Below are 14,485 nucleotides of genomic sequence, written 5' to 3'. Positions count from 1 at the left end.
AGGACCCACTGTCATGACCACCCTTGAACGACCACAGCCTTTGCTCTCGATGGCTGAAAAAGCCGCGAGGATCGACGCGATCTGCGAACAGGCGCGCATCCTGCCGGTGATCACCATCGCCCGTGAAGAGGACATCCTGCCTCTGGCCGACGCCCTGGCCGCCGGCGGCATCCGCACCCTGGAAGTGACCTTGCGCTCCAAGCATGGCCTCAAGGCCATCCGTGTGCTGCGTGAGCAGCGCCCGGAGCTGTGCGTCGGTGCCGGCACGGTGCTCGACCGCGAGATGTTCGCTGCGGTGGAGGCCGCCGGTGCACAGTTCGTCGTCACCCCAGGCATCACTCCGGACATCCTCGAGGCCGGCGTGCAAAGCGATATCCCGCTGCTGCCGGGCATCAGCACACCCTCGGAAATCATGATGGGCTATGCCCTGGGCTACCGTCGCTTCAAGCTGTTCCCCGCGGAGATCAGCGGCGGCGTGGCGGCGATCAAGGCCTTTGGCGGCCCGTTCGGCGATATCCGTTTCTGCCCCACCGGTGGTGTCAACCCGGCCAATGTACGCAATTACATGGCCCTGCCGAACGTGATGTGCGTAGGCGGCACCTGGATGCTCGACAGCAGCTGGGTGAAGAATGGCGATTGGGCGCGGATCGAAGCGTGCAGTGCGGAGGCAATGGCATTGTTGGACGCCAACTGAATTTGTTGTGTGCTTTACGGCTTGTGGGGCGCTTGGTCGGCGCCCCTTTTTTTGCCTGGAATTCTTGCAGTGCCTGTACCGGCCAATAAAAAAGCCCGCATCGAACGATGCGGGCCTCGATCACTGCGTGACAGCTTACGCCGCCTTGGCAGCCTGCTGGCTCAGCGAGCGGTTCAGGGCGCTGAACAGTGCCTTGAAGCTGGCGGTGGTGATGTTCTCATCGATGCCCACGCCGTGTACCGGGCGACCACCGGCCACGCGCAGTTCGATGTAGGCCGCGGCCTTGGCGTTGGTACCGGCGCCGATGGCATGCTCGTTGTAGTCCATGATCTCGACCGCGATCGGCAGGCCGGCGACCAATGCCTCCAGCGCACCGTTGCCCTTGCCGCGCCAGTGCAGGGTGGTCTCGCCTTCACCGGCGACTTCCACCTCCACGGCGCTGTGGCCGTTTTCCTCCTGCAGGCGATGGCTGACCAGTGCGTACGGCGTGTTGGCCTGGAGGTATTCCTTGTGCAACAGGCTGTAGATCTGCTGGGCGGTCATTTCCAGGCCCAGGCGGTCGGTCTCGCCCTGTACCACTTGGCTGAACTCGATCTGCATGCGGCGCGGCAGGCTGATGCCATATTCCTGCTCGAGCAGGTAGGTGATGCCGCCCTTGCCCGACTGGCTGTTGACGCGGATCACCGCCTCGTAGCTGCGGCCGATGTCGGCCGGGTCGATCGGCAGGTACGGCACTTCCCACAGCTCGCCGTCCTTCTGCTTGGCGAAGCCCTTGCGGATGGCGTCCTGGTGCGAGCCGGAGAACGCGGTATGGACCAGGTCACCGACGTACGGGTGGCGCGGGTGTACCGGCAGCTGGTTGCATTCCTCGACCACCTTGCGCACGCCGTCGATGTCGGAGAAGTCCAGTTGTGGGTCGATGCCCTGGGTGTAGAGGTTCAGCGCCAAGGTCACCAGGTCGACGTTGCCGGTGCGCTCGCCGTTGCCGAACAGGCAGCCTTCGGCGCGGTCGGCGCCGGCCATCAGGCCCAGCTCGGTGGCGGCGATGCCGGTGCCACGGTCGTTATGGGTGTGCAGGCTGATGATCACGCTGTCGCGGCGGTTGACGTTGCGGCAGAACCACTCGATCTGGTCGGCGTAGACGTTCGGCGTCGACACTTCGACGGTGGCCGGCAGGTTGAGGATGATCTTGTGTTCAGGCGTCGGGTTCCATACCTCGATCACGGCATCGCAGACTTCCTTGGCGAATTCCATCTCGGTGGCGCTGAAGGTTTCCGGCGAGTACTGGAAGGTCCACTGGGTGTCTGGCTGCTGGGCGGCGTACTTGACGAACAGCTTGGCCGCGTTGACCGCGATGTCCTTCACGCCTTGCTTGTCCTGGTTGAAGACGATGCGGCGGAACGACGGGCAGGTGGCGTTGTACAGGTGCACGATGGCCTTCTTGGCCCCGCGCAGGGACTCGAAGGTACGGGCAATGAGGTCTTCACGGGCCTGGGTGAGCACCTGGATGGTGGTGTCGTCCGGGATGTGGCCATCTTCGATCAAGGTGCGCACGAAGTCGAAGTCGGTCTGCGAGGCGGACGGGAACGCGGCTTCGATTTCCTTCACGCCCACCTGCACCAGGGTCTTCCAGAAACGCAGCTTCTTCTCCGAGTCCATTGGCTCGATCAGCGACTGGTTGCCATCACGCAGGTCGGAACTGCACCAGATCGGCGCCTGGGTGATGGTCTTCGACGGCCAGGTGCGGTCAGGCAGGTCGATGGTCGGGAACGCGCGGTATTTCTTCGAAGGGTCTTTGAGCATGGTCATGGAAGCAATCCTTTAGTGTGCGGCCGTGATCGGGCCTGCCGAACGTAACGAGATGAAAAGGCGAGGCGACGCGATTCACCCTGGTAGTCGTGCACTGACCAGGCAGAGGCTGCGGTGTTGGCGGAGCAGAATGAGGGTGCTGGAGGTTTTCATGCCTCAACCCTAACCAGTGGGGTGAGGGATGGCAAGCCTTCAGGAAAAATTGATAGAAATGCTCAAAAAACTCGTTGTTTCGAGATTTTATCGCTCGCTTTTCTGGAAAGTCCGGCGTTGCTTGCGCGGTCTTTGCAAAGGCGCGCTAACGGCGTTCGTTGGGCCGCCTGAATCGCGGGGCAAGTCGGACCGCTGCTCCCACGAAGCAAGCGGAGCCTGGGCTGTATTCAGGGCTGGAAGGCGCCGATGAAGATCGCCGGGTCGACCCGTGCGTCGTTGAGACTGACGTTCCAGTGCATGTGCGGCCCGGTCGCCCGCCCGGTGGCGCCCACGCGGCCGACCACCTCGCCGCGGCGCAGTACCTGCCCCGGCTTCACGTCGATCTTCGACATATGGCAGAACATGCTGATGAACCCCTGGCCGTGGTCGACGAACACGGTGCGGCCATTGAAGAAGTAGTCGCCCACCAGGATCACCTTGCCGTTGGCTGGGGTCTTGATCGGCGTGCCGGCCGGCACGGCGAAGTCCAGGCCGGCGTGGGGGTTGCGTTCCTCGCCGTTGAAGAAGCGGCGCACGCCGAACTTGCTCGACAAAGGGCCGGTGACCGGCTTGTCGAGGATCAGGTTGCTCGGCAGGGTGGGGCTGAAGCTGCGATAGGCCTTGATCTGTTCGGCCAGTTCCCGGTCGATGCGCTTGAGGTCGGCAGGGTTGGGGTTGACCTGGCGCTTGTTCTTCAAGGTGATGTGCTGCTCGGGGTACTTCTTGCTGCCGACGGTGAAGGGCAGGGTGCGCGAGCCTTGGGTGACGACGGCCGGGCCGGGTTTCTGGGTCAGCGGAATGCCGACAATGGCCAGCCAGTTGCCCTGTTCCTGAACCACCAACACCGGCTTGCCGTCGAAACGTGCGCTGGGCGCGGTGGCGGCGGGGCCGAGGTCGACCACTGCCACGCCGCCGGGTACCGGCTTGTTCAGCTGGCGGGTGATGTAGCTGGCTTGGGCATGGGTGCCGAGCAGCAGCAGGGAAAGAGCGAGCAGGGGCGCGAGCAGGCGGGGCATGTATCAGTCCAGTAGCGAAAGGGTGACCGGGGTCTGGTGGTTGTCCTCGACCCTCACCTTGAGCTCGCCTTCGTTCAGGCGTGCGGTCAGGCGTTGGCCGTTGTGGGTCTGGGCGGCGCTGCGGATGGCCTGGCCGCGCTCGTCGAGCAGGATGCTGTAACCGCGCGCGAGGGTGGCCAGGGGGCTGACCACCTGCAAGGTCTGCAGCTGGGCCTGGAAGCGTTGGCGGCGGTCCTTGAGCACCTCGCGCATGGCCCGTGGCAGGCGTTTGGCGAGGGCGTCCAGGCGCTGGCCGAGCAGCTTCAGCGCCCGGCCTGGATGTTGGGCTGCCAGGCGCGTGTCGAGGCGGCCCAGGCGTTCGTGGCGCTGGTTCAGGGTGAGCATGAAGGCACGCCGCAGGCGCATGTCCAGGTCATCCAGGCGCTGGGCCTGTTGGCGTAGACGCTCGCCGGGGTGGCGCAGGCGCCGGGCCAGGCCGTCCAGGCGCAGTTGGTCGTGGGCCAGGCGGTTCTTCATGCGCAGCAGCAGGCGCCGCTGCAGGCTGTCGAGGCGTTGCTGCAGGCCGCTGCTGTCAGGTGCCAGCAGCTCGGCGGCGGCCGAGGGCGTCGGCGCGCGCACATCGGCGACGAAGTCGCTGATCGATACGTCGGTCTCATGGCCCACGGCACTGACGATGGGCGTCACGCAGGCAGCCACGGCGCGGGCCACATCTTCTTCGTTGAAGCACCAGAGGTCCTCCAGCGAACCACCGCCGCGGGCCAGGATCACGGCGTCGTAGCCTTGGCTGTCGGCCAGGCGCAGGGCACGGACGATCTGGCCGATGGCCTCGCGCCCCTGAACGGCGGTGGGGATCAGGTTCAGTTCGACCTGCGGCGCGCGGCGGCGGAACACACTGATGATGTCGCGGATCACCGCGCCTGTGGGCGAGGTGACGATGCCGATGCGTTGCGGGTGGGCCGGCAGCGGTTTCTTGCGTTCGGCACTGAACAGGCCCTCGGCACCGAGCTTTTCCTTCAGCGCCTCGAAGGCCAGGCGCAAGGCGCCATCGCCGGCCGGCTCGACGGTGTCGAGGATCAGCTGGTAGTCGCCACGCCCCTCGAACAGCGAGATCTTGCCACGCACGCGCACGGCCAGGCCGTCGCGCATGGCCTGGCGCACACGCGCGGCATTCTGCCGGAACAGTGCGCAGCGCACCTGGGCGCCGCTGTCCTTGAGGGTGAAATACATGTGCCCGGAGGCCGGGCGGGCGAGGTTGGAAATCTCGCCTTCCACCCAGACACTGCGGAACACATCCTCGAGCAGCACGCGGGCGCGGCCGTTGAGCTGGCTGACGGTGAGGACCTCGCGGTCCAGGCCGAGTCGTTCGAAGGGATCTCTGATCATGGCGGGCATCATAAAGGACATCACGCCTGGTTGTCTGTGTTGGCGCTCGCGCCTTGCATCGCCGAGATGAATTGTCGCACCAGGTCTCCTGCACCTCGTCGACATGCCAGGGCCACGGTGCTCTGGCAAGGCTCATCCAGCGGTACGAAGTGCACCGAGGCTGGCGCAATGTCGCGCATGCAGGACGGCAACAGCGCCACCCCGAAGCCGGCCTGGATCAGTTGCAGTTGGGTGGTCTTGCGCGACACGACCTGTGCGGCGCGTGGAAAGAACCCCGCCGCCATGCACAACGAAGCGGACAGATAGCTCAGCCCCCCTCGCTGCCGGTGGGGAATGGAGATAAAGCGCTCGTCCCGCAATCGGTCCAGGCCGACCTGCGTGGCGTTTGCCAGTGGATGGCCTGCCGCCACGGCCAGCAGCAATGGCTCGCTGAACAGGGTATGGGTTTCCACGTCCTGGTGCTGGCGCAATACGGGCAGGCGAAGCAGGCCGACCTCCAGACGTCCTTTGGCGATATCGTCCAACTGCGCTTCCGACGATTGCTGGGCGATCTCCAGGGAAACCCCTGGGTTGGCTTCCAGATAACCGCCCAGACGCTCGAGCAGCCGTCCGGTCAAGGGTACGGTGCTGGAGTGATTCAGGCGCAGGCTACCGCGCAAGCCTTGGCCAATCTCCTGGGCCAGGCGTTCGGCCTTGTCCAGGTCCGCCAGCAGGTGCCGGACGCGGTCGAGAAACGCCAGCCCGGCCTCGGTCAGGCGTGGCTGGCGGGCGGTGCGTTCGAACAGCGGCGTGCCAAGCTCCTGCTCCAGCTCCTTGATCTGCCGGCTCAAGGCCGATTGGGCAACGTACAGCCGCTCGGCAGCCGCGCTGAAGCTGCCGTTCTCGGCAATTTCCACGAAGTAGCGCAGTTGGCGGATGGAGGTCATGGCATGCCTTTTCGAGATGGCTAAGAGTGAAAAAGCATATTAGTCGGCATGGCTCATGGCTGGCTAACCTATCTGCGTCTTGTCAGGAATCGTGTCCATGCTCGTCCAACTGCCCTTTTCCGGTCTTGATTGGTTGCCCATCCTGCTGGGTGTTGGCATCGCCTACATTGTGTTTGGCATCGCCGGCTTCGGCACCGCCTTGGTGGCGGGGCCGATACTGATTCATTTCATGCCGTTGTCGCAGATCATCCCGCTGCTTGTGCTGCTGGACTTCGTGGCAGCTTTCGGCAACTGGCTACCCTCGCGCAGGGCGGTGGCGCGCAGCGAGCTGTTGAAGTTGTTGCCGTGCATGGCGGTGGGCTGCACCCTGGGCGTGGTCTTCCTGCTGCACTTGAAGTCGGACCTTCTCTTGTTGCTGATGGGGCTGTTCGTGACGGGGTATGCGGTGTACGGCCTGGCGATAAAGGTGCGGCCCGCGCGGCTGGCAGGCGCCTGGGCAGTGCCGATGGGCACGGTGGGTGGGTTGTTCGGCGCCTTGTTCGGCAGCGGGGGCTTTCTTTATGCGATCTACCTCAATGCCCGGCTGGACTCCACGGAGCAGGCGCGGGCGACCCAGAGCGCGCTGATCAGTTGCAGCACGGTGGTGCGCCTGTCGCTGTTTGTCATCGCCGGGGCGTATGCCGATGCCCACCTGTTGTGGCTCGCGGCCTGCCTGCTGCCGGTGATGGCTGTCGGGCTCTGGCTAGGCCGGCACTTGACCTCGAAGCTGTCCCGTGAGGCCTTCGTGCGCGTGGTCACCTGGCTGGTGCTGGCCAGCGGGCTGGCGCTGATCGGTCGCTACCTCGGTGGCTGAGCGGTAGAATCTCATCATTACCGCAGTCCGCAGGCCCGTTTCGTTCATGAACACCCAGAGCATCATCGTTCCCAAACTCTCCACTGTCCCGGTCCACGAAGCCCGCGCCCGGGCGATCCTGCGCTGGCTGGTGCGCGAGAAGATCGTCGAGGAGCCGCTCAGCACCTGTGGCCGCACCGGCAACCGCATGGGGCATGCCCTGGCCGAAGGTGCACGCAAGGTGGCGCTGCACCCCGAGCGGCTACCCTTCGGCGAGCAGGTCAACGGCCTGGAGGTGATGCTCAAGCGCTGCATCTATACACCCACCGAGGGCTTTCTCGAAGAGGCCGGTTGCCCCGAATGCCGGCGTGAAATCGGCGAGCCGCTGTTCGAAAGCCTGGAAGAGTGGATGCCCGGGGTGACGGACAACTTCACCTGCCCGCTGTGCGGCTTCGAGGACGACATCAACGGCTTTCTTTTCCTGCAGCCATGTGCCTTTTCCAACCTGGGCTTCATCTTCAACAACTGGGGCGAGGCCGGGTTCACCCAGGCCTTTCTCGACAGCTTCGCCGACTGGCTGGACCAGCCAGTGGCGGTGGTGCAGGTGAAACTGCCGCAAGGCTGACCGAAGGCCCTTATTTTGCATTGAGCGGCGCGCCGTGGATGAGTATAATGGCGCGCTTCCATTTTTCCCGCCCGGGAGCCCCCGCGATGCTGCGTATCAGCCAAGAAGCCCTGACCTTCGACGATATCCTCCTTGTACCTGGCTATTCCGAGGTACTGCCCAATGAAGTCAGTCTCAAGACCCGTTTGACCCGCGGCATCGAGCTGAACATCCCGCTGGTCTCCGCCGCCATGGATACCGTGACCGAAGCGCGCCTGGCCATCGCCATGGCCCAGGAAGGCGGCATCGGCATCATCCACAAGAACATGACCATCGAGCAGCAGGCTGCCGAAGTCCGCAAGGTCAAGAAGTTCGAGGCCGGCGTGGTCAAAGACCCGATCACCATCGACGCCGACGCCACCGTGCGCGACCTGTTCGACCTGACCCGCCTGAACAACATCTCGGGTGTTCCGGTGCTGGAGAACGGCGACCTGGTCGGTATCGTCACCTCCCGTGACGTGCGCTTCGAAAGCCGCCTGGACGCCAAGGTGCGCGAGGTGATGACGCCCAAGGAACGCCTGGTCACCGTGCGCGAAGGCGCCGACAAGAACGAAGTCCGCGAGCTGCTGCACAAGCACCGCCTGGAAAAAGTCCTGATCGTCGACGACAAGTTCAACCTCAAGGGCATGATGACCGTCAAGGACATCGAAAAAGCCAAGGCCTACCCGCTGGCCAGCAAGGACGACCAGGGTCGCCTGCGCGTCGGCGCCGCGGTCGGCACCGGCAAGGACACCGGCGAGCGTGTTGCCGCCCTGGTTGCCGCCGGCGTCGACGTGGTGGTGGTCGACACCGCTCACGGCCACTCCAAGGGCGTGATCGACCGCGTTCGCTGGGTCAAGCAGACCTACCCGCACGTGCAGGTGATCGGCGGCAACATCGCCACCGGCGCTGCTGCCAAGGCTCTGGCCGAGGCCGGTGCCGACGCGGTCAAGGTCGGTATCGGCCCAGGCTCGATCTGCACCACCCGCATCGTCGCTGGTGTCGGCGTGCCGCAGATCAGCGCCATCGCCAACGTCGCCGCCGCATTGGAAGGCACGGGTGTGCCGCTGATCGCCGACGGTGGCATCCGCTTCTCCGGTGACCTGTCCAAGGCCATCGTGGCGGGCGCCTCGTGCGTCATGATGGGTTCGATGTTCGCCGGTACCGAAGAGGCCCCGGGTGAGGTCGAGCTGTTCCAAGGCCGCTCCTACAAGGCCTATCGCGGCATGGGCTCGCTGGGCGCCATGGCGCAGGCCCAAGGCTCCTCGGACCGTTACTTCCAGGACTCTTCGGCCGGTGCCGAGAAGCTGGTTCCGGAAGGCATCGAAGGCCGCGTGCCCTACAAAGGCGCCCTGGCGGCGATCATCCACCAGCTGATGGGCGGCCTGCGGTCCTCCATGGGCTACACCGGCAGCGCAACCATCGACGAGATGCGCACCAAGCCGGAATTCGTGCGCATCACTGGTGCCGGCATGGCCGAGTCCCACGTGCATGACGTGCAGATCACCAAGGAAGCGCCAAACTACCGCGTAGGCTGAGGCTTCCAGCAACACCTGTTAGCGGGGCTGTCATGACAGCCCCGCGTCGTTTCCGATTTCCACTGACGAGATTGAGTCATGGCCCTCGACATTCACGCTCACCGCATCCTGATCCTCGATTTCGGTTCCCAGTACACTCAGCTGATCGCCCGCCGCGTGCGCGAGATCGGCGTCTACTGCGAACTGCACCCGTTCGACATGGACGATGAAGCGATCCGTGCCTTCAACCCGCGCGGCATCATCCTCGCCGGCGGCCCGGAGTCCGTTCACGAAGCCAACAGCCCGCGCGCGCCGCAGGCCGTCTTCGACCTGAACGTACCGCTGCTGGGTATCTGCTACGGCATGCAGACCATGGCCGAGCAGCTGGGCGGCAAGGTCGAAGGTTCCGACCTGCGCGAGTTCGGCTATGCCCGCGTCGACGTGGTCGGCAAGAGCCGCCTGCTCGACGGCATCGAAGACCATGTCGACGATGACGGCGTACTGGGCCTGGACGTGTGGATGAGCCACGGCGACAAGGTCACCCAGATGCCGGGCAGCTTCAATATCCTGGCCAGCACCCCGAGCTGCCCGATCGCCGGCATGTTCGACGATGCCCGTGGCTACTACGGCGTGCAGTTCCACCCGGAAGTGACCCACACCAAGCAGGGCGGTCGCATCCTGTCCCGCTTCGTGCAGGACATCTGCGGCTGCGAGGCCCTGTGGACCCCATCCAACATCGTCGAAGACGCCATTGCCCAGGTGCGCGAGCAGGTCGGTTCGGCCAACGTCCTGCTGGGCCTGTCCGGCGGTGTCGACTCCTCGGTGGTTGCCGCGCTGCTGCACCGTGCCATTGGCGACCAGCTGACCTGCGTCTTCGTCGACAACGGCCTGCTGCGCCTGCACGAGGGTGACCAGGTGATGGCCATGTTCAAGGAGAACATGGGCGTCAAGGTGATCCGCGCCGACGCTGAAAAGCAGTTCCTCGACAACCTGGCCGGCGAGACCGACCCAGAGAAGAAGCGCAAGATCATCGGCCGCACCTTCATCGACGTGTTCGACGCCGAGGCCAGCAAGCTGGAGAACATCCAGTTCCTCGCCCAGGGCACCATCTACCCGGACGTGATCGAGTCGGCCGGCGCCAAGAGCGGCAAGGCCCACGTGATCAAGTCGCACCACAACGTCGGCGGCCTGCCGGAGGAAATGAACCTCAAGCTGGTCGAGCCGCTGCGCGAGCTGTTCAAGGACGAAGTCCGCAAGATCGGCCTGGAGCTGGGCCTGCCGTACGACATGGTCTACCGCCACCCATTCCCGGGCCCGGGCCTGGGCGTGCGTATCCTCGGTGAAGTGAAGAAGGAATACGCCGACATCCTGCGTCGCGCTGACCACATCTTCATCGAAGAACTGCGCAAGGCCGACTGGTACCACAAGACCAGCCAGGCGTTCGTGGTGTTCCAGCCGGTGAAATCTGTCGGCGTCGTCGGCGATGGCCGTCGCTACGCCTGGGTCGTGGCCCTGCGCGCCGTCGAGACCGTGGACTTCATGACCGCTCGCTGGGCACACCTGCCGTACGAGCTGCTGGAGACCGTCAGCGGCCGCATCATCAACGAAATCGACGGTATCTCGCGCGTCACCTATGACGTGTCGAGCAAGCCGCCGGCCACCATCGAGTGGGAATGAGTTGAGCCACAAGGGCGCCGCAAGGCGCCCTTGTCGTATCTGGCGTCGCGACACAAGGCCGCGCCCATAAAAGGCACTCTTCACTTAATCTTTCTCAATTGCAGGTGTATCGTATTCGCCCTTCATTGCCAGCCCACTGGCAGACTGATTGCGCAGAAACGAGGTACCCGCACCGATGTCCTTTACCCGTCGACAAATGCTCAAGGGCCTGACCGGCCTGGTGGTGGTTGGCCTGGGCGCGGGAGGCGTCGCGCGGTACTGGCTGGGCAAGGTCGAGGACGAGAATGCCGGGCATGACTATGAACTGATCGCCGCGCCCCTGGACGTCGAACTGGTACCGGGCTTCAAGACCGAGGCCTGGGCCTTTGGCCCCTCGGCTCCGGGCACCGAGCTGCGTGTGCGCCAGGGGACCTGGTTGCGGGTGCGCTTCATCAACCACCTGCCGGTGGAAACCACCATCCATTGGCACGGCATCCGCCTGCCGCTGGAAATGGACGGCGTGCCCTACGTGTCGCAGCTGCCGGTGAAGCCTGGCGAGTTCTTCGACTACAAGTTCCGCGTGCCGGATGCCGGCAGCTACTGGTATCACCCCCATGTCAGCAGCTCCGAGGAACTGGGGCGCGGCCTGGTCGGGCCGTTGATCGTCGAGGAGCGCGAGCCTACCGGGTTCAGGCATGAGCGCACCTTGAGCCTGAAGAACTGGCACGTGGATGAGCAGGGCGCCTGGCTGCCCTTCAGCATCCCCCGGGAGGCGGCGCGCAACGGTACCGCCGGGCGCCTGATCACCATCAATGGCCAGGCAGGGTCGGTCACCGAGTTGCCGGCCGGGCAGGTGGTGCGGGTGCGGTTGCTGAACCTGGACAACACCTGGACCTACCGCATCAACCTCAAGGGCAACTGCGAGGCCAGGATCTACGCACTCGACGGCAACCCGATCACCCCACGGCCGCTGGACGACGACTACTGGCTCGGCCCGGGCATGCGGATCTGCCTGGCCATTCGCATCCCTGAAGCGGGCGAGGAAATTTCCCTGCGCGACGGCTTCGTGCGCCTGGGCACCCTGCGCTCGGTGGCAAGCCACGAGGCACCGGGTGATTGGCCCGAAGCGTTGCCTGCCAACCCAATCGCCGAGCCGGACCTGGAGAACGCCGAGAAACTCAACTTCAATTTCGAGTGGGCCGGCAAGGTTTCAGTGGGTACCGAGAACGGCCGGCCGCCGAGCCTCTGGCAGATCAACGGCCAGGCCTGGGACATCACCGACAAGACCTGTGCCGAGCGTCCTATCGCCACCTTGACCAAGGGCAAGAGCTACATCCTGGAACTGAAGAACATGACCCAGTACCAGCACCCCATCCACCTGCATGGCATGAGCTTCAAGGTGATCGCCTCCAATCGACGCAAGATCGTCGAACCGTGGTTCACCGACACCTACTTGCTGGGCAAGAACGAACGGGCCCAAGTCGCCTTGGTGGCGGATAACCCTGGCACCTGGATGTTCCACTGCCACGTGATCGACCACATGGAAACCGGCCTGATGGCCGCGATCGCGGTGGTCTGATGCGCCCGCAGATCATCGATCGCAGCCGCGACCAGGAATTCATGCGCCTGGCCCTGGACCTGGCCGCCCAGGGCGCCGCCATGGGTGAAGTGCCGGTGGGTGCGGTGCTGGTGCAGCATGGCCAGGTGATCGGCCAGGGTTTCAACCGTCCGATCAACGACAGCGACCCCAGTGCCCATGCCGAGATGGTGGCCATCCGCGCGGCGGCCAAGGCCGCCAGCAACTACCGGCTGCCAGGCAGCACCCTCTACGTGACCCTGGAGCCGTGCAGCATGTGCGCCGGTTTGATCGTGCATTCGCGCATCGCCCGGGTGGTGTATGGAGCGCTGGAGCCCAAGGCAGGGATCGTGCAGAGCCAGGGGCAGTTCTTCAGCCAAGGCTTTCTGAACCATCGGGTGATGTTCGAGGGAGGGGTGTTGGCCGAGGAGTGCGGGCAGATACTCAGCGAGTTCTTCAAGGCCAGGCGCGCCAAGGGCTAGCGCGCCCCTGTAGGAGCGGCCTACATCGGCGGCGACTGTTCCGCCGGCTTGTCCTTGTTGACCCCCGGCACATGCAGGCTGCCTTCGGCCACCTGGCCTTCGAGCTGTGGCTGGGTCACCCAGGTGAGGATGTCGTAGTAGCGGCGGATGTTGGCCACGAAGTGCACCGGCTCGCCGCCGCGGGCATAGCCGTAGCGAGTCTTGCGGTACCACTGCTTCTGCGACAGGCGCGGCAGCATCTTCTTCACGTCCAGCCATTTGTTCGGGTTCAGCCCCTCGCGCTTGGCCAGCATGCGCGCGTCCTCCAGGTGGCCGCTGCCGACGTTGTAGGCGGCCAGGGCGAACCAGGTACGGTCAGGCTCCTTGATGCTGTCGTCGAGCTGGCTCTTGACCAGCACGAAGTACTTGGCGCCACCCTGGATGCTCTGCTTGGGGTCCAGGCGGTTGGACACGCCCATGGCCTGGGCGGTGCGTTGGGTGAGCATCATCAGGCCGCGCACGCCGGTCTTGGACGTGACTTCCGGTTGCCACATGGACTCTTGATAGCCGATCGCTGCCAGCAGGCGCCAGTCCACCTGCTCGACCTTGCTGGAGGCGCGGAAGTGCTTTTCATATTTGGGCAGGCGTTGCTGCAGGTGCTGGGCGAAGGTATAGGCGCCAACGTAGCCGAGCACGTCGACATGGCCGTAATAGCGCTCCTTCAGGCGTTGCAGGGTGCCGTTCTTCTGCGCCTTGTCGAGGAACTCGTTGACCTCGTTGAGCAGGCTATTGTCCTCGCCGGGCGCCAGCGCCCAGCGCTGGTCACGGGAGTCGCCCAGGTCGAATGCCACGCGCACGTTGGGGAAGTAGACCTGGTTCATGGCCAGCTCGTTGGAATCCACCAAGGTCAGGTCGATTTGCCCTTCATCGACCATGCGCAGGAGATCGACGACCTCGACCGCATCAGACTCTTCGTATTCCAACGTAGGATTTTGCTTTTTCAGTTCAGCCAGCTGATCGGCATGGCTGCTGCCCTTGAGCACCATGATTTTCTTGCCGATGAGCCCCTTGACGTTGGTGGGCCGGGAGCGGCCGTTGCGGTAGATGACCTGCGGGGTCACCTCGAGGTACGGATGGGAGAACTTTGCCTGGGCAGTGCGCTTTTCGCTGCTGACAAGGCCTGCGGCGGCCAGTACCGGGCCTGAGGGTTTGCCCAACTGGTCGAACAGTTCGTCGAGGCTGTCGGCCGTCTCGATTTCCAGTTTCACGCCGAGATCGTCGGCGAAACGCTTGACAAGTTCGTACTCGAAGCCGGTTTCGCCGTTGCGGTCCTGGAAGTAGGTGGCCGGGCTGTTGCGGGTAATTACGCGCAGCACGCCGTCTTCCTTGACGCGTTCTAGGGTGCTGGGTTTTTCAACACAGGCACCGAGCATCAGGAAGAGTCCGGTTGCGAAGAGCCATCTGGCGCAGCGCTGGCGCAAAGCAGTGTGGGCGAACATAGGTTGCAGTATACGCAAAGGACTGGCCCCGCCATATCTCGACAATATACGGACTGTCTGGTAGCGAGCCTTGTGGTGTGCCCCAGGTCCGCCCTGGCCCGATCGCCGGCAAGCCGGCCCCGCAAGGGGTGTGCCGTACCCTGTGCCGGCTTGCCGGCGAAAGGCCGGTAGCGGTTGCAAGGCATGGAAGCGATAATTTTTTGACCGCAAAGTCCGGTTCCGCCGCCCGGCAGCCGTGGCTTAGAGCGGGTGCCGAAACCGTACGAATTAGGCTAGAATGC

The 14,485-nt window shown here is 64.4% G+C and carries 12 protein-coding genes; 7 read left to right on the top strand and 5 right to left on the bottom strand.

From position 1 onward, the window contains the following. Positions 1 to 13: 13 nt before the first annotated feature. On the top strand, positions 14 to 694 hold the full coding sequence (locus AC1MHZ_RS05295; protein ID WP_224456768.1) for a bifunctional 4-hydroxy-2-oxoglutarate aldolase/2-dehydro-3-deoxy-phosphogluconate aldolase: 681 nt from the start codon (positions 14 to 16) through the stop codon (positions 692 to 694). Positions 695 to 829: 135 nt separating this feature from the next. Here the strand turns inward: AC1MHZ_RS05295 and leuA are convergent, their stop codons facing one another. The 4 genes from leuA to AC1MHZ_RS05275 form a co-directional block, all read right to left on the bottom strand. Next, positions 830 to 2,503, bottom strand: a complete 1,674-nt coding sequence (leuA, locus tag AC1MHZ_RS05290; RefSeq protein ID WP_084856694.1) for a 2-isopropylmalate synthase — start codon at positions 2,501 to 2,503, stop codon at positions 830 to 832. A 380-nt stretch (positions 2,504 to 2,883) separates the two neighbouring features. Further along, complete coding sequence (locus tag AC1MHZ_RS05285; protein WP_084856696.1) at positions 2,884 to 3,711, bottom strand: M23 family metallopeptidase; 828 nt, start codon at positions 3,709 to 3,711, stop codon at positions 2,884 to 2,886. Between the two features lie 3 nt (positions 3,712 to 3,714). Beyond that, positions 3,715 to 5,094, bottom strand: coding sequence for an exodeoxyribonuclease VII large subunit (gene xseA, locus AC1MHZ_RS05280; protein WP_482966104.1), 1,380 nt, complete (start codon positions 5,092 to 5,094; stop codon positions 3,715 to 3,717). A 20-nt stretch (positions 5,095 to 5,114) separates the two neighbouring features. Next, complete coding sequence (locus AC1MHZ_RS05275) at positions 5,115 to 6,020, bottom strand: LysR family transcriptional regulator (protein ID WP_324814142.1); 906 nt, start codon at positions 6,018 to 6,020, stop codon at positions 5,115 to 5,117. A gap of 97 nt (positions 6,021 to 6,117) precedes the next feature. Between AC1MHZ_RS05275 and AC1MHZ_RS05270 the strand changes: the two genes are divergently transcribed. The 6 genes from AC1MHZ_RS05270 to tadA all read left to right on the top strand — a co-directional run bounded on the left by AC1MHZ_RS05270 (position 6,118) and on the right by tadA (position 12,726). Then, on the top strand, positions 6,118 to 6,873 hold the full coding sequence (locus AC1MHZ_RS05270; protein ID WP_084856700.1) for a sulfite exporter TauE/SafE family protein: 756 nt from the start codon (positions 6,118 to 6,120) through the stop codon (positions 6,871 to 6,873). Positions 6,874 to 6,919: 46 nt separating this feature from the next. Further along, positions 6,920 to 7,477, top strand: coding sequence for a sugar ABC transporter ATPase (locus AC1MHZ_RS05265; RefSeq protein ID WP_084856702.1), 558 nt, complete (start codon positions 6,920 to 6,922; stop codon positions 7,475 to 7,477). Between the two features lie 86 nt (positions 7,478 to 7,563). Next, on the top strand, positions 7,564 to 9,033 hold the full coding sequence (gene guaB / locus AC1MHZ_RS05260; RefSeq protein WP_084856704.1) for an IMP dehydrogenase: 1,470 nt from the start codon (positions 7,564 to 7,566) through the stop codon (positions 9,031 to 9,033). A gap of 78 nt (positions 9,034 to 9,111) precedes the next feature. Then, a complete protein-coding gene (guaA, locus tag AC1MHZ_RS05255; RefSeq protein ID WP_084856706.1) occupies positions 9,112 to 10,689 on the top strand; it encodes a glutamine-hydrolyzing GMP synthase in 1,578 nt (525 codons plus the stop codon). A 175-nt stretch (positions 10,690 to 10,864) separates the two neighbouring features. Then, on the top strand, positions 10,865 to 12,247 hold the full coding sequence (locus tag AC1MHZ_RS05250) for a multicopper oxidase family protein (RefSeq protein ID WP_482966103.1): 1,383 nt from the start codon (positions 10,865 to 10,867) through the stop codon (positions 12,245 to 12,247). Next, positions 12,247 to 12,726 carry a tRNA adenosine(34) deaminase TadA gene (gene tadA / locus AC1MHZ_RS05245; RefSeq protein WP_368829797.1) on the top strand — a complete coding sequence of 160 codons (480 nt, stop codon included), beginning with the start codon at positions 12,247 to 12,249 and terminating at the stop codon, positions 12,724 to 12,726. Before AC1MHZ_RS05250 ends, tadA begins: the two co-directional genes overlap by 1 nt. 20 nt (positions 12,727 to 12,746) lie before the next feature. Here tadA and mltF read toward each other — a convergent pair whose 3' ends face one another. Next, positions 12,747 to 14,204: a membrane-bound lytic murein transglycosylase MltF gene (gene mltF / locus AC1MHZ_RS05240; protein WP_084856711.1), complete on the bottom strand. Its 1,458-nt coding sequence runs from the start codon at positions 14,202 to 14,204 to the stop codon at positions 12,747 to 12,749. Positions 14,205 to 14,485: the final 281 nt, after the last annotated feature.

This window comes from Pseudomonas sp. FA-1 (assembly GCF_056856075.1).
The sequence above is the reverse complement of the archived record's forward strand: the minus strand, read 5'-3'. Positions and strand labels throughout refer to the sequence as shown.

What these genes read in the sequence shown, in the direction of transcription:
- AC1MHZ_RS05295 (WP_224456768.1), top strand. Translation starts at nt 14, where the DNA reads ATGACCACCCTTGAACGACCACAGCCTTTGCTCTCGATGGCTGAAAAA.
- leuA (WP_084856694.1), bottom strand. Translation starts at nt 2,503, where the DNA reads ATGACCATGCTCAAAGACCCTTCGAAGAAATACCGCGCGTTCCCGACC.
- AC1MHZ_RS05285 (WP_084856696.1), bottom strand. Translation starts at nt 3,711, where the DNA reads ATGCCCCGCCTGCTCGCGCCCCTGCTCGCTCTTTCCCTGCTGCTGCTC.
- xseA (WP_482966104.1), bottom strand. Translation starts at nt 5,094, where the DNA reads ATGATCAGAGATCCCTTCGAACGACTCGGCCTGGACCGCGAGGTCCTC.
- AC1MHZ_RS05275 (WP_324814142.1), bottom strand. Translation starts at nt 6,020, where the DNA reads ATGACCTCCATCCGCCAACTGCGCTACTTCGTGGAAATTGCCGAGAAC.
- AC1MHZ_RS05270 (WP_084856700.1), top strand. Translation starts at nt 6,118, where the DNA reads ATGCTCGTCCAACTGCCCTTTTCCGGTCTTGATTGGTTGCCCATCCTG.
- AC1MHZ_RS05265 (WP_084856702.1), top strand. Translation starts at nt 6,920, where the DNA reads ATGAACACCCAGAGCATCATCGTTCCCAAACTCTCCACTGTCCCGGTC.
- guaB (WP_084856704.1), top strand. Translation starts at nt 7,564, where the DNA reads ATGCTGCGTATCAGCCAAGAAGCCCTGACCTTCGACGATATCCTCCTT.
- guaA (WP_084856706.1), top strand. Translation starts at nt 9,112, where the DNA reads ATGGCCCTCGACATTCACGCTCACCGCATCCTGATCCTCGATTTCGGT.
- AC1MHZ_RS05250 (WP_482966103.1), top strand. Translation starts at nt 10,865, where the DNA reads ATGTCCTTTACCCGTCGACAAATGCTCAAGGGCCTGACCGGCCTGGTG.
- tadA (WP_368829797.1), top strand. Translation starts at nt 12,247, where the DNA reads ATGCGCCCGCAGATCATCGATCGCAGCCGCGACCAGGAATTCATGCGC.
- mltF (WP_084856711.1), bottom strand. Translation starts at nt 14,204, where the DNA reads ATGTTCGCCCACACTGCTTTGCGCCAGCGCTGCGCCAGATGGCTCTTC.